18 protein-coding genes are annotated in these 20,564 nt (G+C 69.9%); 9 read left to right on the top strand and 9 right to left on the bottom strand.

Annotated elements, in window-relative coordinates:
* Positions 1-9: 9 nt before the first annotated feature.
* Positions 10-633 carry a TetR/AcrR family transcriptional regulator gene (locus ACFFXY_RS02610; protein WP_382345589.1) on the bottom strand — a complete coding sequence of 208 codons (624 nt, stop codon included), beginning with the start codon at positions 631-633 and terminating at the stop codon, positions 10-12.
* Positions 634-755: 122 nt separating this feature from the next.
* Here ACFFXY_RS02610 and ACFFXY_RS02605 point away from each other — a divergent pair, with 122 nt between their 5' ends.
* A complete protein-coding gene (locus tag ACFFXY_RS02605; RefSeq protein ID WP_382345587.1) occupies positions 756-1,733 on the top strand; it encodes an SDR family NAD(P)-dependent oxidoreductase in 978 nt (325 codons plus the stop codon).
* Between the two features lie 169 nt (positions 1,734-1,902).
* On the opposite strand, the gene ACFFXY_RS02600 is transcribed toward ACFFXY_RS02605, so the two are convergent.
* Positions 1,903-4,950: an AfsR/SARP family transcriptional regulator gene (locus tag ACFFXY_RS02600; RefSeq protein ID WP_382345585.1), complete on the bottom strand. Its 3,048-nt coding sequence runs from the start codon at positions 4,948-4,950 to the stop codon at positions 1,903-1,905.
* A gap of 213 nt (positions 4,951-5,163) precedes the next feature.
* On the opposite strand from ACFFXY_RS02600, the gene ACFFXY_RS02595 reads away from it, so the two are divergent.
* The 3 genes from ACFFXY_RS02595 (at position 5,164) to ACFFXY_RS02585 (ending at position 6,858) form a co-directional block, all read left to right on the top strand.
* Positions 5,164-5,979: a hypothetical protein gene (locus tag ACFFXY_RS02595; protein ID WP_382345583.1), complete on the top strand. Its 816-nt coding sequence runs from the start codon at positions 5,164-5,166 to the stop codon at positions 5,977-5,979.
* Positions 5,980-6,143: 164 nt separating this feature from the next.
* Positions 6,144-6,470 carry a phenolic acid decarboxylase gene (locus tag ACFFXY_RS02590; RefSeq protein ID WP_382345581.1) on the top strand — a complete coding sequence of 109 codons (327 nt, stop codon included), beginning with the start codon at positions 6,144-6,146 and terminating at the stop codon, positions 6,468-6,470.
* Positions 6,471-6,519: 49 nt separating this feature from the next.
* Positions 6,520-6,858, top strand: a complete 339-nt coding sequence (locus ACFFXY_RS02585; RefSeq protein WP_382345579.1) for a hypothetical protein — start codon at positions 6,520-6,522, stop codon at positions 6,856-6,858.
* Between the two features lie 26 nt (positions 6,859-6,884).
* Here the strand turns inward: ACFFXY_RS02585 and ACFFXY_RS02580 are convergent, their stop codons facing one another.
* On the bottom strand, positions 6,885-7,547 hold the full coding sequence (locus tag ACFFXY_RS02580) for a pentapeptide repeat-containing protein (protein ID WP_382345577.1): 663 nt from the start codon (positions 7,545-7,547) through the stop codon (positions 6,885-6,887).
* 136 nt (positions 7,548-7,683) lie between these two features.
* On the opposite strand from ACFFXY_RS02580, the gene ACFFXY_RS02575 reads away from it, so the two are divergent.
* Complete coding sequence (locus ACFFXY_RS02575) at positions 7,684-11,859, top strand: nSTAND1 domain-containing NTPase (RefSeq protein ID WP_382345575.1); 4,176 nt, start codon at positions 7,684-7,686, stop codon at positions 11,857-11,859.
* On the opposite strand, the gene ACFFXY_RS02570 is transcribed toward ACFFXY_RS02575, so the two are convergent.
* From ACFFXY_RS02570 to ACFFXY_RS02560, 3 genes are all read right to left on the bottom strand, one after another.
* Entirely contained in the window at positions 11,856-13,133 is a 1,278-nt protein-coding gene (locus tag ACFFXY_RS02570) for a hypothetical protein (RefSeq protein ID WP_382345573.1), read from the bottom strand. The genes ACFFXY_RS02575 and ACFFXY_RS02570 overlap by 4 nt on opposite strands.
* A 598-nt stretch (positions 13,134-13,731) precedes the next feature.
* Positions 13,732-13,983: a DUF397 domain-containing protein gene (locus ACFFXY_RS02565; RefSeq protein ID WP_382345571.1), complete on the bottom strand. Its 252-nt coding sequence runs from the start codon at positions 13,981-13,983 to the stop codon at positions 13,732-13,734.
* The gene (locus tag ACFFXY_RS02560) at positions 13,937-14,785 is read right to left on the bottom strand and encodes a Scr1 family TA system antitoxin-like transcriptional regulator (RefSeq protein WP_382345569.1); all 849 of its coding nucleotides are present in this window, start codon (positions 14,783-14,785) and stop codon (positions 13,937-13,939) included. The genes ACFFXY_RS02565 and ACFFXY_RS02560 overlap by 47 nt, the downstream gene beginning before the upstream one ends.
* 132 nt (positions 14,786-14,917) lie before the next feature.
* On the opposite strand from ACFFXY_RS02560, the gene ACFFXY_RS02555 reads away from it, so the two are divergent.
* Complete coding sequence (locus ACFFXY_RS02555) at positions 14,918-15,292, top strand: hypothetical protein (RefSeq protein ID WP_382345567.1); 375 nt, start codon at positions 14,918-14,920, stop codon at positions 15,290-15,292.
* Positions 15,282-15,572: a hypothetical protein gene (locus tag ACFFXY_RS02550; protein ID WP_382345565.1), complete on the top strand. Its 291-nt coding sequence runs from the start codon at positions 15,282-15,284 to the stop codon at positions 15,570-15,572. The genes ACFFXY_RS02555 and ACFFXY_RS02550 overlap by 11 nt, the downstream gene beginning before the upstream one ends.
* A gap of 160 nt (positions 15,573-15,732) precedes the next feature.
* On the opposite strand, the gene ACFFXY_RS02545 is transcribed toward ACFFXY_RS02550, so the two are convergent.
* A complete protein-coding gene (locus ACFFXY_RS02545; protein WP_382345563.1) occupies positions 15,733-16,488 on the bottom strand; it encodes an EF-hand domain-containing protein in 756 nt (251 codons plus the stop codon).
* 297 nt (positions 16,489-16,785) lie between these two features.
* On the opposite strand from ACFFXY_RS02545, the gene ACFFXY_RS02540 reads away from it, so the two are divergent.
* Both ACFFXY_RS02540 and ACFFXY_RS02535 read left to right on the top strand, forming a co-directional pair.
* A complete protein-coding gene (locus tag ACFFXY_RS02540) occupies positions 16,786-17,745 on the top strand; it encodes a TIGR01777 family oxidoreductase (protein WP_382345561.1) in 960 nt (319 codons plus the stop codon).
* A gap of 77 nt (positions 17,746-17,822) precedes the next feature.
* On the top strand, positions 17,823-18,311 hold the full coding sequence (locus ACFFXY_RS02535; RefSeq protein WP_382345559.1) for a VOC family protein: 489 nt from the start codon (positions 17,823-17,825) through the stop codon (positions 18,309-18,311).
* Positions 18,312-18,339: 28 nt separating this feature from the next.
* Here the strand turns inward: ACFFXY_RS02535 and ACFFXY_RS02530 are convergent, their stop codons facing one another.
* Positions 18,340-19,011: a YoaK family protein gene (locus tag ACFFXY_RS02530; protein ID WP_382345557.1), complete on the bottom strand. Its 672-nt coding sequence runs from the start codon at positions 19,009-19,011 to the stop codon at positions 18,340-18,342.
* Positions 19,011-20,486 carry a collagen-binding domain-containing protein gene (locus ACFFXY_RS02525; RefSeq protein ID WP_382345555.1) on the bottom strand — a complete coding sequence of 492 codons (1,476 nt, stop codon included), beginning with the start codon at positions 20,484-20,486 and terminating at the stop codon, positions 19,011-19,013. The genes ACFFXY_RS02530 and ACFFXY_RS02525 overlap by 1 nt, the downstream gene beginning before the upstream one ends.
* Positions 20,487-20,564: the final 78 nt, after the last annotated feature.

Genomic DNA, 20,564 nt, shown 5'->3' with positions numbered 1-20,564 from the left:
GCGGCAGGGTCAGGCCGCCTCGGTCCCGAGCGCGTCGACCGCGCGCAGCGCGATCGCGGCGGCCCGCCGCATCGCCGCCGAGGCGGCCTCCGCGTCCTCGCCGTCCTGGAGGCTGACGATCGCGGCGGCGCACACGGCGCCGACGACGGCCCCCACGACGCCCGCCGCGCTCGTCCGGTCCAGCGCCTCCGGATAAGCCGCCCGCATCGCCTCGGCGATGCGGGCCTGCCCCGTGAAGACGCTGCGGAGGATGCGCGCCTGGACCGTCGGCGACTCGACCATGAGCCGGGCCCGCATGGCGGCCATGCCGTTCGGCAGGTCGGCGGAGGCGGTGTCGGCGATCATCGCGTGCACCGCCGCGGCGAGGACCTCGCGCATCGGCGCCTCCGGCGCCCGCTCCCCGATCACCCGCAGCGCCAGCTCGATCCGCGCGGGCCCGTCGCTCAGGAGCACGTCCTCCTTGGTGGGGAAGTGCAGGAAGAACGTGCGCTTCGTGACGTCGGCGGCCTCGGCGATGTCCGCGACGCCCGTCGCGTCGTACCCGCGCTCGTTGAACAGCCGCGCGGCCGTCTCGATCAGGGTGCGCCTGGTCTGCTGCTTCTTGCGCTCGCGGCGCCCGAGTTCCTCCACCACCGGCCCAGCATAGTGCATCGCGAATACTAATACTCTAGGTATATTAATGCACTCGGTATACTGATAGGCTCGGGCCACTGAGCGCCTCGATCCGAGGCGCGACACCGAGAAGGAGTGCAGTCATGGGCGAGCTGACAGGGCGGACGGTGCTGGTCACCGGCGCGGGCAGGGGCATCGGGCGGGCGGAGGCGCTGCATCTCGCCTCGCTCGGCGCGAACGTCGTCGTGAACGACCCGGGCGTGTCGATCGACGGTCACGGCGGGGACGAGAGCGTCGCCGCGGCCGTCGTCGCGGAGATTCACGCCCTCGGCGGCCGGGCCGTCGCCGACACCGGCAGCGTCACCGACTGGGACGACGCCGGGAGGATGGTCGAGCGGGCCGTCGAGGCGTTCGGCGACCTGCACGCCGTGGTCAACAACGCCGCCACCGAAGTCAACAAAGGACTCGAACGGCTCACCGAAGCCGAGTTCGACGGCGTGGTGGCCGTGAAGCTCAAGGGCGCGTTCGCGGTGAGCCACTGGGCCGCCGCGCACTGGCGGCGGGAGTCCGACGCGGGCGCGACGGCCGACCGCGCGATCGTCAACACCGCCTCGGGCTCAGGGCTGTACAACCCCCTGCCGGGCCAGTCGAACTACGCGGCGGCCAACGCGGCGGTCGCGGCCATGACCACCGTCCACGCCCTGGAGCTGGGGCGCCTGGGCGTGCGCGTCAACTGCATCGTCCCCTCCATGGTCCGCACCCGCCTGACCCTCCAGGTGCCGGGCATGGACCAGGCCCCGCCCGAGGACGGGCCGGACCCGAAGGACCCGGCGGTCGTCGCGCCTCTCGTGTCCTATCTGGTCAGTGCCGCGTGCCCGCTGACGGGGCAGTTCCTCTCCGTGCGGGGCGGCACCGTGAGCGCGATCCGCGGATGGACGCCCGGCGAGCACGTCAGCAAGGACGGCGATGCGTGGACGGTTCCCGAACTCGCGCAGCGCTTGGAGGCGCTGCCGCTCGACGACCCGTTCGAGCGCCTCGCGGCCGCGCTCGGCACAGCGCTCGGCACCCATGGACGCGAAGCGCTGCAAGCGATGATCGCCGCCGAGCTCGACAAACCCTGACCCGGCGCTCAACCCGAGGTGTTGCTCGGCCTGCCGGGCCGACCGGGACGGCGGGCCTCGGCGCCGATCAACCCGCAGCGCCAGTTAGCCTGCGGTGCCGGTCGGACCGCAGTGCCGCCCAACCCGCCACGCCGGTCGGCCGACAGTGCCGGTCGGCCCGCGGCGCCGGTCAGCCAGCGGCGCCGGTCAGCTCCGCGAAGGCGTCGTCCCTCCCCAGAGCCACCCCGGCGTCGTACGCCTCCCGGAACGCCTTGTCGCCCAGCGCGTCACGGGTCCGCACCTCGGTGCGTAGTGCGGCGTCGTAGCCGCGGCCGTCGTCGATGCCCAGGAGGGCGCGGCCGAAGCCGAGCCTCCGGGCCGCAAGGGCCGCATCGCCTTCGGCGAGCGCGTTCGCCGCGGACACGCGGGCCGCCATCGCCAGGTCAGCGGCGCCCGCGCCCTCGACCTGCGACTGCGGCAGTCCCGCGATCGCGCGCGGCGACGGCTCGTCCCGCAGCAGCGCAACAAGATCTTGGATGGCGGCGCTCATGACGCGCATGCGCTCGCCGAGGCTCGGCGCCCCGTCGAGGGCGCTCTGCGCGGCGGGCAGTTCGGCGACGGCCTCGTCGTACCGGCCCTCGGCGACGAGCACCGGGAGGCGGAACCACCGCACGTACGCCTGGCTGAGCGGTTCGCGGGCGGCGTCGGCGAGGGCGGTGGCGCGTCCGATCGCCTCCCAGGCGCGCGGGATCGATCCGTTGCGGGCCAGGCAGTATGCGAGTTCGGCGTACGCCTCGCTCGCGTCGCCGCGCGTCCCGAGTTCGTCCAGGAGCCGGGCGGCCTCCACAAGGGCCAGTTCGGCGCCTTCCATGTCGCCCTGCCAGCCGAGGCGCTCGCTCTTGACGCGCAGGGCGGACGCGAGGCCCCAGCGTTCCCCGAGTTCGGCGAAGATCGCCTCGGCGCGGTCGATCGGCGCGGCCCCTTCGAGTCCGGTGAGGATGCTGCCGGTCGCGGCGGCGATGAGCAGGGCCGTGCCGAGTTCCCAGCCGTGCAGGTTCCGGCCCTCGATGTCGGGCGCGTCGGGCAGGTACGCGGCGCCCATGGAGACGAGGAACCGTCCCGGGGCGTCCTCGGGGAGCGCCTGGCCGAGCTGGACGCCCTTGCTGACGGCCTCTTGGCCTGCGGCGTAACCGCCGAGCTCGACGGCGGCGACGCCTTCGAGGATGAGGGCGGCGGGCTGGAGCGGCTCGGGGATGTCGGCGGGGACGGCCAGCACGAGGTCGGTCCAGGTGCGGAACTCGGTGTGGCTGCCGAGGAGGTGCCAGTACCAGAACATGGCGGCGACCATGCGCAAGCCGGTCTCGATGTCGGCGGTGGCTGCGGCGCGGCCGATGACGGCGACGAGGTTGCCGTGCTCGGCGTTCAGGCGGGCCATGGCGTCGAGCTGGGCGGCGGTGCGCAGTTCGGCGTCGGAACGCTCCACGAGTTCGACGCAGTACACGGCCATCTCGTCGGCGACGCGCTCGGCGTCGCCGCTCTCCTCCAGGCGCGCGACGGCGTAGGAGCGGATGGTCTCCAGCATCCGGTACCGCTCGCCGTCCCGGTCCACTAGGGACTTGTCTACGAGCCCGGCGAGCGCGTCGAGGTCCTCGACCCGTTCCAGGGCGACCCCGGCGGGGTTGACGCACAGCCGCATGGCAAGGGCGCGTTCGTCATCTGAGAGCAGGTCCCAGCTCCAGGCGATGACGGCGCTGAGGGTGCGGTGCCGGGCGGGCGCGGTCCGATCGGCACCGGCGAGGAGCGCGAACCGGTCGTCCAGTCTGGACGCGATCTGCGCCGCGTCGAGCGCCCTCATGCGGGCGGCGGCGAGTTCGACGGCGAGCGGCAGGCCGTCGAGTCGGCGGCAGATCTCCACGACCGCATCGATGTTCGCCGCGTCGAGCTTGAAGTCCGGCTTGACGGCCGCGGCCCGCTCCACGAACAGCCGCACCGCGGGGCTCGACGCGGGGTCTTCAGTGGACAGCGGCAGGGGCGGGATCGGGAACAGTCGCTCCCCGCCGATCGCGACCGCTTCGCGGCTGGTCGCGAGGATGCGCAGCCCCGGGCACGCGCCGAGGAGGCGCGCGGCGAGATCGGCGACGGCGTCGAGCTGGTGCTCGCAGTTGTCGAGGACGATCAGGGCGTCCTGCCCGCCGAAGTACTCCTCCAGGCGGGAGGCGGCGTCGTGCGCGGACGGCTCCAGCAAGCCCGCCTCGCGCGCGCCGATGGCGCGGAGCACGGCGGGCGCGACGTCGTTCCCGTCGGTGGTCGAGGCGAGCTCCACGAGCCAGACCCCATCGGGCGCACCGCCTTCGGCGGCGATCTTCGCGGCGGTCTCGACCGCGAGGCGGGTCTTCCCCGCGCCGCCGGGCCCGGTGACGGTGACCAGGCGCGCGCTGCCGACGGCGTCGGCGAGGGCGGCGAGGTCGTCTTCGCGTCCGACGAAGCTCGTCAGCAGCGACTTGAGGTTGGAGCGGCGCGCGGGCTTCTGCACGGGCGCGGCGGACTGGCGCAGGATCTGGAGGTGCAGGTCGGCGAGTTCGGAGGAGGGGTCGGCGCCGAGTTCGTCGGCGAGGCGCTCGCGGGTCTGCTCGTACACGTCGAGGGCCTCGGCGGGGCGGCCGGTCGCGTAGAGGGCGCGCATGTGGAGGGCCTGCCAGCGCTCGTCGAGGGCGTGGGCGGCGGCGAGGGGTTCGAGTTCGGCGAGGACGTCGGTGCCGGTGGCGATTTCGAGGGCGAGGCGCTCTCGGGTGGTCTCGGTGCGGAGGCGTTCGAGCCTGACGGCCTCGTTCTGGGCGAACCGGTAGTCGAGGAGGTCGGCGAGGGCGGGGCCGCGCCAGAGTCCTTCGGCTTCCTTGAGCGCGTTGAGGTCGCCGCTGCGCCTGCCGGTCTCGGCGAGGCGCTCGAAGCGGACGAGGTCGACGTTCCCGGGTTCGACGTCGAGCTTGTACCCGGCGGCGCCGCGGACGACCTTGTCGGCGCCGATGGCGCGGCGCACGCGGGAGACGAGGGCCTGGAGGGCGTTCGTGGAGGTCGCGTCGTCCTCCCAGATCGCGTCGATGAGCGTGTCTGCGGAGACCTCCCGCCCGGCCTCGAAGGCGAGCCGCGCGACGAGCGCGCGGAGCCGCGCCCCGGCGAGGTCGAGGGGCTGGTCCTTGTCGTCGCGGAGGTCGAAGGAGCCGAGAAGGAGTACGCGCATACGGGTAGTGTGCCCTGCCCGCCTGAGCGACGCCGAAGTCGGCCCGGTCCGTCTTGACGTTCTCTTGACGCTCCCGCCCGTGAACGCCATCACATATCACCCGATCGTGGACAGCGGGTCGGAAACTGTCGGACCCCGTCGATAGCTTCGAGTGAGCAATTGAATACCGCGCCGGACCTCCGGGTCCGCCGCGACAAACGATCGGACGGTGCGATGACCATGACGACCTCATCCAGCAGCCCCCAGATCCACACGAGCCTCGACACCGACCCGCCGGCGCCCGCGACTGCGCCGCCCGGCCCCGAAGCGCTCGCGCAGGCGCTCCAGTTCGAGACGATCCCCATCGACCTCCTCCGCGAGCACTTCACGAGATGGCTGGTCGAGACCCTCACGCAGCACCGCTTCCCACCGGCCGAGGGAGCGCCGGAAGCGGCGGTGTCGCCGATACCTGGAGCGGCCCCGGTCGCCGAACCGGCTGCGGCCACGGGACCCGCGCGAAAGCCGAAGCGGCCCAGTGCGGGCAGTCGCCCGCCGACCCGGAAACGGGAGGGCCCGCTCGCCGACGCGATCCCGCCGCCGCTCTCCTCCCCGCCGGTTCCGCCGCCAGACTCAACTCCGCAGCCCGATCCGCCCGCATCGCCGGAACCGCAGACAGGCCGACCGCAGTATGTCCGCATGGGCGACAAGTCGGTCTGGCTGACCAAGCCGATGCTCCGCTCGCGCGGCTGGACCGAGGCGGCGATTCGGGATTTCCTGCCCGGACCTGAAGCGCTGAAACCGAACCCGCGGTTCGCGGTCTCGGGCGCGCCGATGCCGGTCTGGCGGCCCGCCACGGTCGCCAAGGCCGAGTCCGACCCGAAATGGCGGGCCTGGCTCGAACGCTCCCTCAACCGGAGGCAGACCACCCTCGCCGACCTGGCCGAGACTCCCGACCTGGAGTTTCGCAACCGCATCGAACTCGCCGACCAAGCGATCAAGGAGTGCCTGGCCCCGCCGACCCTCCTGGAATCCCTGGAGCCCGCCATGTGACCGAATCCGAGAGACCCCGCCGCCGCTGGCCGCTGAAGCCGCCACCGGCAGCCAGCGGCGGCGCACCGCGATTGGGGGAGGGGGAATCGGGAAACCGGGGATGGAGGGGCGGGCCGGATCTTAGGTTGGAGGTCGGTTCGCAGGGGATCGACAGGAGGTTTGCTATGAGTGATTTCGCGTTCGCGGGCAAGACGTTCGTGGTCCGGCTCGACAACGGCGTGGTGCTGCACAACATCTATGCGGCCGAGGGCAACAGGCTCCAGTACGCGGAGATCGACGGTGCCTCCGAGAGCGCCTCGGGGACGGTGGACCTGCACGTCGCGGAGGTCTCGCCCAAGGTCTACCTGCTCGGATGGAACGAGGTCACCGGCACCGCGGTCACCCACGTCATGAACTTCCACGACCGCACGATCACCGGCTTCTGGTCCTTCGCCGACCACGGCGGCCGCACCGGCGAAGTCCACTCCGGGACCTTCGAGGAACTCGACTAGCCGCGGCCGCAGGTGGGAGGATGAGCGGGCCCGAACCGAGGAGGACGCCATGAACGTCAACGTGGACCGGTCGAGCGTCGCCATGGGCGACGACGTCTACCCGCACACCGAGACCGTCGACCTGCCCGAGGCGAGCACGATCGCCGAGGCCGTCGCCTACTTCCGCCAGCGCCGGTACCTTCCGCTCATCATCGGCGGGCGCGCCACCTGGCTCCTCGAAGTCAACGGCAAGCCTGCGGCCGTGATCGCCGAGCAGTGGCCCGAGCCCAAGTTCGCCGTCGACCCGTCCGACACGCTCGGCTCCTTCGGCGAACCGCTCTCCCTCATGTTCAAGTACCGCGCCCAGATCGACCCCGACGACCTCTACGACACCCTCGACGGGGGCTGACCGACCGGGCCTGGCGAGCACGCGGGTCAGGCGAGTTTGAAGCCCGCTGCCGTGGCGAGTTCTCCGGCGATCTCCACGGCCTGGTCGGGGGTGATGAGGGCGCCTTTGAGGCTCATCAGGCCGGTGATCCGGCCGAGGTCGGAGCGGCGGAGGTCGCAGCCCTTGGCGTTGGCGACGCGTGAGAAATCCGCGCCGGGGAAGGAGCAGTCGATGAAGACCGCCTTCGAGAGGTCCCCGAGGAACGTCGCGTTCGTGAACCGGCAGCGCTCGAACACGACCGGGCCCTTCGCGGTGCCGATCGAGACGCCCGCGAAGTCCGCCCGCGAGTCGGCGACGTAGAGGTCCTGGACGAGCGTGAACTGCGCCTGCCAGCCCACAAGCTGGCTCTCGGTGATCTCCACCCGGCGGGCCGTCGCCTGCTCCCAGCGGGCGTTCGACAAAACCGCGTGGTCGACGGCCACATCGACCACCTCGAACGGCGAGAGCACCGCCCCGGACAGGTCGCTGTTCCGGATCACCGAGCCCTCAAGGCTCCCGTCGCCGTGCCCGCCGGTCCAGTCCGCGCCCTCGATCAGGCGCTCGCTCCACTCGAAGTCGTAGTCGAGCGCCTCGTCGAGCGGCCGCAGCCGCTCCTCCTCGACCAGCGGCTTGCGCATCACCAGCTTGTCGTCGATCTTCCTGAACTTCACCCGGCGCCTCCTCCATCGACCTCGGCAGGCTACGCCACCCCACCGACGATTCCGGCCCGTCGACGCCCGCGGAAGTGACCCCGCCGCCACAACGCCGGGACACCCCGGTCTCCCGATTTCCGCTATGGTCGGCCATATGTCTTCATCCACCCCCGATGAAAACGCCCACAACAACAACACTCCAGACCCCGATGCGAACGCCCCGGACCGAACCGCCTTCCTCGCCTCGATGCGCGAGGGCGTCTCCGGCTCGATGGCCCGCCTGCGCGCCTCCCTCCACAAGGCCGCCCACCCGACCCTGACCGCGCTGATCTGCGCGAGCGCCTGCGCGCCCGTGATCGCCGCCGCGGCCGGCGCCGGCCTCACCCTCACCGCCGCCCTCGCGCTGCTGGGGTCCGTGGGCGGGAACGCCGTCAGCGAGTTCATCGGCGACCGGCTCGCCCGGCTCAAGGGCCGGGACGCCCCCGCCGCGGAGGCCGCGCTGGCCGAGGCGTTCAGCGAAGTGCTGCAATCGGATTCGCCCGACACGGCCGAGGTGCGGCGGGCCCTGGCGGCCCTGCTGGAGCAGACCGGCGCCTTCACCATCGTGATCGGGGAGGCCGCCCGCGACGACGACAGCGAACTCCTCGAAGCCGTGCGCGCCGAGTTCGAGCACCTCGCCGGGCTCAGCGAGGAGAACCACCGGCTCCTCCTGGAGCAGGGCGCCCGCATCCTGGACCTGTGCCGCGACCACGCCGCGAGCCTCAGCCTCCAGACCACGGTCCGCGACACCGCGCAGGAGACCCTGGGCGTGCTCGTCCAGTTGTTCCAGTTCGTGCAGTACGTGGCCGCGACCCCCGGCGCCGAGCACGGCACGACCCGCTGGGACGGCAACCCCTACCTCGGGCTGCAACCGTTCACGACCAGCGACGCCCCGATCTTCTTCGGCCGCACCGCCACCCTCGCGCAGCTCGTGGCCGCGGCCGAAGCCTTCGTGCCCGGCGGGTCCATGATCGTCACGGGCCCTTCAGGAGTCGGCAAGTCCTCCCTGCTGCGCGCGGGGTTCGCGCCCGCGGTCGAGCACGGCCTCTTCCGGGAGGACCCGAGGCAGGGCCCCTGGCGCACGGTGCTCCTCGAACGCCCCGGCGAACGGCCCCTCACCGCGCTGGCGGCGGAACTCGCCAAGCACGGCGGCCCCGACTCGACCACCACCGAGCAGTCCCTCCGCACCGGCCCCGAGGCCGCCGCCGCCCGAGTCGAGGAGCGCCGCAACGGCCCTGACGGCGCCCGCCCCGAACGCCTCCTCATCCTCCTCGACCAGGCCGAAGAGCTCTTCACCCTCGCGAACGAGGAGGAAAGAACTCTCTTCCTGCGGGCGCTGGAGTCGATCGCGAAGAGCCCGGGCGCCTTCACCGTCCTCGGCATCCGCAGCGACCACATCGACGACTGCATGGCGGTCCCCTCGCTCCGCGACACCGCGCAGCACCGCCTGTTCAGGGTCGGCCCCATGACCCGCGACCAGATGCGCCAAGCCATCACCCTCCCCGCGGCCGCCGCGGGCGTCCGCATCGACGACCGGGTCGTCGCCACCCTCCTCGAAGACCTCTTCGGCACCAAGGACACCCCGAGGTCACCGGGCGCGGCGCTCCCGCTCATGTCGCAGACGATGCTGCTCCTCTGGAACCACGGCCGAGCCGACCGCCGCCTCACCGAAGCCGAGTACCTCGCCATCGGCGGCGTCCACCGCGCGGTCACCACCGCCGCAGAGGCGGCCTACAACACCCTCACCGAATCCGAACGCATCACCTCCCAGCACCTCTTCCGCCGCCTGGTCGGCGCCGAATCGGCGGATCGGCTCGTCCGCACCGAAGTCGCGGCCGACTCCCTCACGGATGCGGAGCGAGCGGTCGCCCGAACCTTCCTCGACGCCCGCCTGCTGGTCGCAGACGCCGCAACCGTACAGATAGCCCACGACATTCTCCTGGAGCAGTGGGACCGCCTCAAGAAATGGATGGAACCCGACCTCACCGCCCGCATCCTCCTCACCCGCCTCGAAGCCGCCGCGGACCAACGGAAGCAGGGCACTGGCGACCTCTACTCGGCCGCCAGCCTCGCCGCGATCGCGACAGACGGCGAACCGCGCTGGGCGGCATTGCGACTCGCGCCGACCAAGGACGCCGCCGAGTTCCTCCAGCAGTCGCGGGCCAACGCGCGACGCGCCGACCGCGACCGCCGCATCCGCCTCGCCACGCTCTCGGCACTCGCCGTCATCGCCATGCTCATCGGCCTCTACACCATCTTCCAGAACGGCGAACTCACCGACGAACGCAACCGAGCCGTCTCCCAACGCCTCGCGGCCGACAGCATCGCCCTCCTCGGCACCGACGGCGAACAAGCCCGACTCCTCGCGGCCGCCGCCTGGAACCTCAGCGAAACCGACGACGCCTACGAAGCCCTCATCCGCTCCGCGAACGACACCTCCACCGGCCTGGTCACCACCGACACCCTCGACAGCATCATCGACCTCGCAGTCAGCCCGGACGGGGCATGGGCAGCCTCTATCGGCTTCGGCGGCTCGATCGAGCTGTGGAACACCGAGAATTGGACCTCCGTGCATCTCGCTTCGGACGGTCTCTACCTCCTGAACGCCAGCGCGCTGGAATTCAGCCTGGACGGTCGAATGCTCGCAGCAGCTACCGAGTCCGGAATCATCATCTGGGACACCGCAACCGCAGAACAGGTCGCAGGGTTCATCACGCTCGCCGAGGGTGATCTGGCGTTCAGCCCTGATGGCAAGAAGTTTGCGGTCCTCGCCAAGGGTGCGGTCGAACTATGGGAGCTTCCGACACAAGGAATGGTGACTGAGCTTCCTTCAACGGAGGACATCAGTGCCTTGGCCTTCACGAATGACGGGGATTCGCTCCTCGTATCCGGAATCGATGCAGGTCTGCGCGAATGGAACCTGGCGACCGACGAGCTATCCGAAGTGCAGGTTCCCCCGAGCTCGTGGATCGATCAGATGTGGGTGAGCCCTGAGTCCTCGAACGAGATGCTGGGCTGCTTTGAACAACAATGCATGTCGAGACCTCAGGAAGGACAGTGGGAACCGATCGAGTCGGCGCAGTGGAGCGCCACTTACGCCATCGCGCCCGATGGCAGTGGGATCGCGAACTACGACTCGGGCGGGTTGTCTGTCTGGGACGCCGAGACTGATTCCTGGTCCTTCACCTCGCTCCCTGAGACCGATGTGAAGCGGCTGGTGCTCTTCCCCGAGGGGCACACTGCCGCCGCCGCTACCAGCGCGGGCATACAAGTGTGGAACCTTACCAGCCCGGCCACCACGGGCTCTCGACCCGAGTCCGTGGAGAGCGTCACCACTGCCGCAGCCTCCGATCGAGTCGTCTTGCACAGCCTCGATGGCACTGCCGTCTGGGACTTCCCGGACACGCTCCTCAGGCAGCTCGACGATGAAGGGGATGCCACGGTGTTCACACCGATCCACCTCAGCGCAAACGGAAGTGTCGCCGGTGGGAAGGGTCTCGTCAACGGGCAGAGCGCTGTCCAGTTGTGGGAGGCAGATACCGGTGCGCGACTACCTGCGCCGGATGGACACGGCAAGCTCTTTGAGCAGATCGCGCTCAGTCCAGACGGGGCGCGGCTTGCAGCGGTGGTTCGTATCGATGACACCTCCGTAATCCAGACCGACGAGTTGTGGATCTGGGACCGCTCCTCAGGGGAGGCGATCTTGTCGGCGGCCAAGTCGAGCGAGGACATCAGCGCACTTGCGTTCAGCCCGGATGGGACGGCAGTGGTTACTGCCGAGGCATCTGGCGAGGTCAAATTCAGGAGCAGCACGGATGGGCGCACGATAGACACGCTCGCAAGCGGAGACAGCAGCCTCTACAACCTCACTTTCAGTGCCAACGGTCGATATCTTGCCGCGAACGGGAACGCCGGACCGAGGCTTTGGGACCTGGAAACCGGTGAAAGCCGGTCTGCCGAGGCGGTTCCGGCCACCGCGGGTATTGCGTTCTCGCCGGATGGCAAATTCCTAGTACTCAGTGACGACCTGGGTCTGAGCGTTTGGGACCTCGAACGTGACCAGGTCGTCCGCCAAGTCTTCTTCGAAAGGGCTGGTGACTTCGCCGGATTCCGGTCCGATTCCTGGAACCTGATCGGACTGAATGTGCAGCGGCTCGTCGTTCACGACCTCTCGTTCCTCACGGACCCCTACCAGACAGTGTGCGAGCGGACCGATCGGGGGTTGACCCGGGAGGAGTGGGACGAGTACCTCGGGGAGTTCGAGTTCGAGGAGTTCGAGGTGTGCGGTTAGGGGAGCATCTGGACCAGGTCTTTGACCGCGACCTGCTGGGAGAGCAGGAGCCACAGGAGGAGTCCGACGAGGGCGATCTTGACGAAGAGGCCGGTGGCTCGGTCGGTGAGGTCGATGCCCGCGGAGAGGCGGGGGGCGCGGGCGGGGGTGTGCTCTGGGCGGGATTCGTCGCGGAAGCGGTGGAGGCGCTGCTCGGTTTCGGCGAGGTAGGCGGTGTCGGCCGTGCCCGCGAGGACGATCGCCATGCGGGACAAGGTCTCCTCGACCTCGGGCGGGACCGAGGCCAGCATGGAGTCGTGGCCCGACAGGTGCTCCCGCAGATGCGCCACGCTCAACCGCAGCAGCAGCGCGGTCGGGTGCTCCACCCCCGGGCCCGCCCCGGCCTGGAGGTGCCGGGCCTGGCGTTCCGCGGCAACGGCGACGGACTGCAATGCCCTGCGCCGCTTTCCGGAAGCGTCGGCCGCGGGGTGCTTCGCGCGCTTGTCGGGCAGCGACGCCAGGAACTCCGAGACCCGGTCGAGCGCGTACCACCGCCGTACCCGCGAACGGAGCACCCGGTCGAAGGCCCATACGCATCCGGCCGAGGTTGCGATGCCGAGCAGCAGCATGAGGAAAGCGCGCTCGTTCTCCCTGGCGGGGCCGGGCGACAGCAGGACCTCGGTTGCGACCAGGAACGCCGCCAATGCCGCCGACAGCAGCCCGACTCTGGAGAAGAGGTGAAGACGGTAGACCGCCTTCGCCGCCTGAAAACGGCTCTGCGCGTCGATGTGCGCTGCGGGCAACGGGAGCGGCGGGGCCCAGAAGTACCAGGCCCGCCGGTCCGAGTACATCCACTTGAACGGCCGCATGAACCCCAGAGGGCTCCACAGGTCGACCGCGAAGAGGCAGAGAAGGAGCGCGAAGGAACCCAGGTCGCCGCTGAGCGGCGACGTGTCGGTGTACGACCCGACCGCGAACAGCACGAGGTACACCCCCGCCCCTGCGACCGCGAGCGACGACAGGAGCAAGAACGGGATTCCGAACGCGTTGTGGATCAGCGCCGACACGGTTTTGAGCCCCCGGCCGCCCCGGTTCTGCTCCATTCGGGCTGCACGGAACATGTACTTGGCCGTCACGAGCGGGCCCCGCTCCGCGAGGCACCTCGCCCATCGCTCGTCGATCACCTCGATCAGGATGCTGAACAGCCAGCCGAGTGCGCAGAACAGCAACAGGTGCAGCAGGAACAAGCCGGTCGTGGCAACCAGAACGGTCGCGACGAATTGCAGCGCATACATGCGAGGGGCACTCCTGGAGGGGGAGAAGGGGCCCAAGGATGATACTGCGGCCGGGCGCTTGGCGGGGGTTCACCGAGTCCCGCGGAGGCGCTGGGCGAGGCGGTGGATTGCTGTGGTGATTGGGCCGCGTTTGGTTGGGCGGGGGCGGCCGGTGGTGTGGGCTGCTGCCAGGGGTTCGGAGGCTTGGAGGAAGCGGTCCCAGGCTCGTTCGCGGAAGAGGGGGAAGGAGTCGGGGGCTTCGTAGCGGCGGTGGCGGCCGGTGCGGGTGTCGCGGTGGTAGGTGTTGGTGGGGTGCCAGGGCCAGGGGCCGGGGTCGAAGGCGTCGTAAGGGGCGGTGCGGAGGATGTACCCGGATGGGTGGGTTGTGAGCTGTGTCGGACGGTTTTTGGGTGCAGTCGGCTGCGGTATCGTCGAACACGACATAGGAAGCTCTGCTTTCTTGTTGGAAGCCGCCCGGTGGTCGTAGTTGGTAGCTAAGTTGCCACTGGGCGGCGTTTTTTATGGACGGTGTAAAGAATGAACACCGCCCACGGGATTGTCAACCCCATGTGACGGTGTGTCGCGAAGTCTTATATGGATTTTGTTGGGGGCAGCCCTATCAGCGCGCGGCCCGCAGGAGGCTCTTGAAGTCCGAGACTGCAAGGTCGAAGACCGGAGACTCGTTGCCCAGCTTGGAATCCCGGATGTGCATGGCGTCTGAGTCGTTGCAGGCCATCAGTTCTACGCAGTTGGTGTTGTTGTCGCTGCCGCTGCGAGAACTCTTGCGCCAGGCCCGACGAAGCTCAACGCAGCTGGTGTTGTTGTCACTCCCGCTGCGGGTGCTCTTCCGCCAAGCTGTCACGTCGGTCATCGAGGTGCTCCTTCAGCGCGATCGATTTTCCCAGGAGGAACTTCCATCGCTCATCGTATCGCTCGATGCGAGGGATTTCCTCGATGCACCAGCTGTCGTCCAGCACCTCGGTGTACACGAAATCCGGGCCGCCGAACTCGGCCTCACCTGCGCGGTAGATGTCAAATGCACCGCCGTGTTCCAGGTGCACCGCCGGGACGATCCTGATCTCCCAGTTCGGAAGCGAGTCAAGGTATTGGAGCCGCTTGAGCTGCTCGATGCGGTCGGCCTCTGGGAGGAACCGCAAGTTCAGAAGCGCGGTCTCGCTGATGAGGATCACGACCCGCGGATTGTCGGTGCGGGCCAGCAACGCCTTGAGCCGCTCCAGCTTGAACTTCCAACCGCGATTGAGCTGCTGATCGGTGGAGCCTTCGGCCATCCGCAGGAACTTGAAGTGGTAGGCGCGGGTCTGCGCGATGCCCGGGATGTACAGCGGATCCCACTTGCAGATCACGCCGTTGTACATCTCGGCGTACTGGAGGCAGATCGCATTGAAGCGCTGGTCTGCTCGGAAGTTGCTCTGCGCTTCGTTGCGGGCGATGTCGATCATGTAGTCGCGCAACTCGTCGCTGAGTTCGAGCAGGTCCGCGAGCGCGTAGCAGTCGCCGACCGAGGGGCAGGATCGACCCTGCTCCATCTTCGCGATCGTCTGGTAGTTCTTGCCGAGGAAGTTCGCGACATCCGTCTGAGTCAGGCGCTTCGTCTTCCGCCCGAGCGAGACGACTCGGCCCGGGAACCACTTGGCGAGCTTGGACTCAGGCACGCGGTGCCTCCTTCATCGGAGTGATGACCATTCGACGTCTCATGATGACACTCCGTTGTCGATCGGCAAACATCTGTCAGTTTTCGTCATTCAGGAATCGTCATTGTTCCGTCGTCATTCAGAACTCGGGAGGTGAAGCTACTGGTCAGGGGCTTGTGGGCGGCCTACATTCGGTGCATCGCGGGAATGGAGGATGCGATGAGCAGACCGAGACCGGGTGAGTCGGGGCGAGAGGCGTTGGAGCGCGGGGGGTTCAGTGACGGGCGGGGCGAGTTCACGGTGCGGGCGTCGAGTTCCGTTGCGCCGGACTCGTTCCAGGTGTACACGGGCGAGGGGCACGCGGACATCGTGTTGATCGTGTCCGGGCTGAACACGGGGCACCTGCATGCGACGTGGGGCGCGAAGTGGCGGGCCTGCACTCCGGAGTGGAAGGTGTGGTTCGAGGACGCCGCGTTCAAGGTGTTCTACACCGGGCACGGGATCGGGGTGCGGTTCTGTGACGGCTGATGAGGAGGGGGTCCACCCGGACGAGGACGGGTGGCTCGGCGACTTCGCCAGGGGGCCTGCGGTGTTCGCGGTTTACCGGGAGACGAAGGGGGCGCATCCGCTGGCGCCGCCGGAGTACCGGATCGAGTGCAACGACGGGGCGGGGCCGCGGGTGATCTGTCGGATTCTCGACGCGTCCGATCCGGTGCCGGAGTGGTACGGCGCCTGGGAGGGCGACCAGTGGTGCGAGTGGATCTTGCAGCGGGCCTTCGGGCTCATCAAACGGCCGCGGAACCGGTAAGGGGCCTTCGGCCTCCGCAAGCCGCCCGAGGTCCGGGGGAACCCCCAGGCCTCCCGACCCGGGCATGAAAAGGGCCGGCCGATGCTTGGTGGAGCATCGGCCGGCCCGCTCGCCTTCGTAGATCCTATATCCTATAGGAAATAGGATGTAGGATCGCCGGTCAGAAGTCGGCCGGGGCGAGGATCGGGCTGCCGAGCTTGCCCATCAGGTCGTTCGCCGGGTGGTTGCGCTCGCTGCCGAGGAAGAAGCTGAAGATCGTTCGGCGCCATTCGTCGGGCGAGATGCGGTTGTCGTGGTCTGCGTCGAGGAACTCGAAGAGTCGGTGGCTCTCTATATAGTCGACCCCGTTCCAATTGCGAAGGAGGTGGACGAACTCGCCGGAGCTGATGAGGCCGTCGCCGTCCTCGTCGGCGATCGTGAAGTAGGCGTCGGCGATCGAGGCGAGCTTGGCGGCAGCCGTGATGCGGTCGGCGAGCATGTGCTCGGCGAGCGCGTTGCGCAGTTCGCGACGGGTGACTCGGGCTTTGTCGTCCACCGCGGCCGGGGCGATGAACTCAGTCCACAGGCGCTGCGTGGCCTCGCGCAGTTCCAGGCCCATCGGGCTGTCCACCGGGACGCCGCGCGCACCGAGCACGCGGTCGGCGGCCTGGCGCAGGTTCTCCTCGGCGATGTAGTCGTTGCCGTCGATGTCGAGCGTGTCGAACCAGCGGTCGAACTTGTTCCGGCTCACGCTGCCCACGACCGGGCGGCGGCGGCTCCTGACCGTGGCGACGATCGCGGCCCCCGCGGCGATCGTGGTGGCGGCGATGGCGCCGGTGACCAGCGCCTTCGTGGCCCGGTTCGACTTGCGGGCCCTGCGGGCCCCGGCGTTCCGGTTGCGCGACTTCGTGTTCTGCGAGGTCGTGATCCGCGGCATGGATTGCACCTTCCCGTTGGAGTTCCCTTACGCGTTCCCTGTCCAGGTCGGATCGTGCCATGGCGGGAAGGGCCGGGGACTGAAACGGCCGATCCGGGACGAGGGGGCGGAATCCTATATCCTATATCCTATAGGATGCACGATCCGGAGCGCGAGCGTCCATTCGCGAGGCGGTGTCCGAGGAGTGGCACGGGCGCGCGGCAGGGTACGCCGGGCGGGTCGATCGCGCTAGCGTCAAGATCATAATTGAACGTGTTCAAGTATCGGGGTATCGTTGGGGGATAAGGAGGAACCCCCATGAAGATCGTCATCCCCGGAGGCACCGGCAACCTCGGCGCCGTCCTTGAACGCGGCCTCCTCGCGGCAGGCCACCGCGTCACGGTCCTCACCCGGAACCCGGTGCGGCCGAACCACCTCCACTGGGACGGGCGCACGCTCGGGCCCTGGGCGGACGCGGTCGACGGCGCCGACGCCGTGATCAACCTCGCCGGGCGCAGCGTCAGTTGCCGGTACACGCGGGAGCACCTCGACGAGATGGCGGCTTCGCGCGTCGACTCGACCCGCGTGGTGGGGCGGGCGATCGCGGCCGCGGCGCGGCCGCCCGCGGTGTGGCTCCAGGCCGGGACCGCCACGATCTACGCCCACACCCAGGGGCGGCCCAACGACGAGGCGACCGGCGTCATCGGCGGCGGCGAGCCCGGCGCGCCCGCGTACTGGGCCGAGAGCGTCGCGATCGCGCGGGCCTGGGAGGCGGCGCTCGACGAGGCGGACACGCCCGCGACGCGGAAGGTCTCGATGCGGACGGCGATGGTGATGAGCCCCGAGCGCGGGTCGGTGTTCGACGTGCTCTCGCGGATGGTGCGGTGCGGGCTCGGCGGGCCCGTCGCGGGCGGGCGGCAGTTCGTGTCGTGGATCCACGAGGCCGACTTCGTGCGGGCCGTGGCGTTCCTGCTGGAGCGATCGGACCTCGACGGGGCGGTGAACGTGTGCGCGCCGCATCCCCTGCGGCACAAGGACTTCATGCGCATCCTGCGGCGGGCCCGCGGCGTGCGGTTCGGGCTCCCGGCGACGCGGTGGATGGCCGAGCTGGGGGCGCTGGCGCTGCGGACGGACACGGAGCTGCTGCTCAAGAGCCGCCGCGTCGTCCCGGCCCGCCTGGAGGCGGCCGGGTTCGGGTTCGAGTTCCCGGCGTGGGAGGCCGCGGCCGGGGACCTGGCGGGCGTGGCGCGGGAGACGGAGCGGACGTTGGCGGCCTGAGGAGAGGAGTTCGTGGAACATATGATTCCGTTCTGATATGCTGAGGCGAGTCTTCAGCGACGCAGAGAGGGAATCCCATGAACTCCAAGCCCGACACCGTCCCCGCCGGGTACGGCACGGTCACGCCGTGGATCGTCACCGCCGACACCGTAGCGCTCCTCGAATTCCTCACGGCCGCATTCGATGCCGAGGAGCTGGGGCGCGTCGAGAACCCGCCCGGGAAGATCGGGCACGCCGAGGTGCGGATCGGCGACTCGGTCGTGATGATGTTCGACACGCCGTTCAAGGTCGCCACCCCCGCGCTCCTGCGCTTCTACGTGGAGGACGCCGCCGCCACGATCCAGCGGGTGGTCGACGCGGGCGGGACCGTGGCGACGCCGCTGACCGACGTGCAGGCGTGGGGCGACCGGGTGGCGCGCGTGCTCGACCCGCTCGGGAACCTGTACTGGCTTCAGGAGCGCGTCGAGGAGGTCGACCCCGAGGACGTGCCGCGGCGGATGCAGGAGGACCGGTACCTCAAGGCGATGGAGCAGACCCAGGTGCTTGACGCGCCGGGCCTGACGTAGCGGCGGCCGGGCCGTGACCCGCTGGGGCTCAGGGCTTCTGGAAGCGGTCCTCGATGAAGCCCGCGAGCGCCATGAGGGCCGCGACCGCGGCGGCCGACCAGCAGACGGCGCTGAACGAGACCTCGTGGGCGAGCACCGAGCCGAGGCCCGCGCCGAGGAGGTAGACCGCCCAGACGCCCGCCTGGAGGCGGGCCGAGCGGAGGTCCTCGCGGTTGCCGGACAGGTTGACCGACAAGGCGATCAGGGTTCCGGTGAGGACCGTGGTCGTAACCCCGGCGAGTCCGATGCGGGCCGCGTGGATGCTCTGGACGCCCATCGCGAACGCCGCCAAGGCGATCGCGACCTCGAAGCGGCCCGCGAGTCCGGCCAGGGCCAGGAAGACGACCTCGGCGACGAGGAGCGCGGGGACGCCGAAGCTGGTGAGGACGTGCCTGCGGGTCGCCAGCGACGCGAGGACCGCGCCGGCCGAGAAACCGCCCAGTGAGCACAGTGGACCGACTGCGGAGAGGTAGTCGCTGCGGCCCGTCAGCTCCCCGGACAGGGAGACCGCCAGGAGCACGGCGTTCCCGGTCTGGTTCGCGACGAACTGCTGCCCCAGGCTGAGGAACCCCGCCCCGTCGACCGCGCCGGCCAGCGCGGTCAGCACGAGGGCCGTCCACGCGTGGGCTCCGGCGCGGTCGATCGGGGCGCGGTCCGCCATCAGTTCTGCCTGCCCCTGCGGCGCATCGAGGCCGCGGCCACCACTCCGGCGCCGACGACGACGAGCGCGACCGCGCCGAACACGACCGGGCCCAGCGAGGAGCCGGTAGTGGCGAGCGGGACGCAGTCGCCGGTCGTCTCGTCGGCGCCGCCGGACGGCGACTCGGAGGCGCTCGGGACCGCCGTCGTCGGGCCGTCGGTCGTGGGCGCGTCGGAGGTCGGCGCGTCGGTCGAGGGCTCCTCGCTCGGCGTCCCGGTCGACTCGCTCGGGCTCACCGACGGGCAGTCCGTGGGGCCGTCGGTGGTGGGCGCCTCGGTGGTCGGGCCGTCGGTCGTGGCGCTCGGCGTGGGCTCGTCGGACTCGCATTCGAGCTGCGCGCGGAACGGGAAGTAGTGGACCTCGCCGCCGTTCTCGCCGACGTCGCCGAAGAGGGCGTTCTTCGCGATGACCTGGCCCTCGACGTTCTCGGGGCTCACGTCCCGGAAGTCGGCGTCAGGGGCGAGGATGCTGCCCTCGACGGTGTCGCCCGAGACGATGTCCAGGCGGGTGGTGTCCTTGAAGTTCCAGAGGATGTAGGGGGCGCCGTTGCCGCCGCCCGCGCCCGCCTGGTTCGGGACGTCCCAGTCGAGCTCGCCGCCCGTCCCGGAGGTGTCCACATTGATCAGCAGCGGCGTGTCGGCCGACGGCTGGGCGGAGAAGGTCAGCTCGGACATGTTGTTCAGATCCTCGCCGGTCACATTGAGGATGTTGGTGACACCGGGCTCCAGTGTGATGCGGATCTGGTCCCCCGGGGCCACCCCGCCCTTGGGGACGGCCGTGCCGTCGGGGGTGTGCATCTCGATCTCGTGGGCCTCGCACACGTACAGGTCGTTCGCGTTGGCGCGCAGCTGCGCGAACGCCGCGTCGAAGTCGATCGGGCTCGCCGGGCCCACCGACGCCTCCGGCTGGCGGGTCGTGAGCTCGATGCGCGGCGTCGAGTCGTAGCCCGCGCCCTGGGCCGTCAGGCGGGTGTTCACGACCGCGCCGTTGACGTCGTTGTTGACGACGTCGGTGCCCGTCATGTCGCCGACCTTCACGTACCCGTCGCCCTCGACCCGCACGACCGAGGTCGCCGGGTCCTGCGAGTAGTCGATCTTGCCGCCGACGACGAGCGCGGACGGCCGCGCGTCCCCGGGGGCCGTGAAGGTCGCCTCGCCGTGGATGTCGACGTTGTAGGAGCCCTTGATGACCAGGTCGCCGCCGGTCGCCATGGGGCCCTCGGACTCGGTCGAGACGAGGGTGGTCCGGTCCTCCACGAACGTGTTGAAGTTCAGCGCGGGCGCGAGCGGGTCGATGGCGACCGCGGCGGCCATCGCGGTCGGGCCGGTGCCCGCGGCGTTGAAGGCGATGGCCGTCGCGGCGGCGGCCGCGGTGAGCGTCACCGCGCCCGCCAGCGAGAGGCGGCGGGCCCTGCGGCCCGGAGTCCTGAGATGCACTTGTCCCCCTGGGGTGCTCGATGGTCAGGATCGGCGGGGGAACCGGGCCTGAGCCTAACGGCGGGAGCGGTCAGGGGA

The organism is Glycomyces mayteni (assembly GCF_042428885.1).
GTDB lineage: Bacteria > Actinomycetota > Actinomycetes > Mycobacteriales > Micromonosporaceae > Glycomyces > Glycomyces mayteni.
This window is presented reverse-complemented; position numbering and strand designations above follow the sequence as displayed.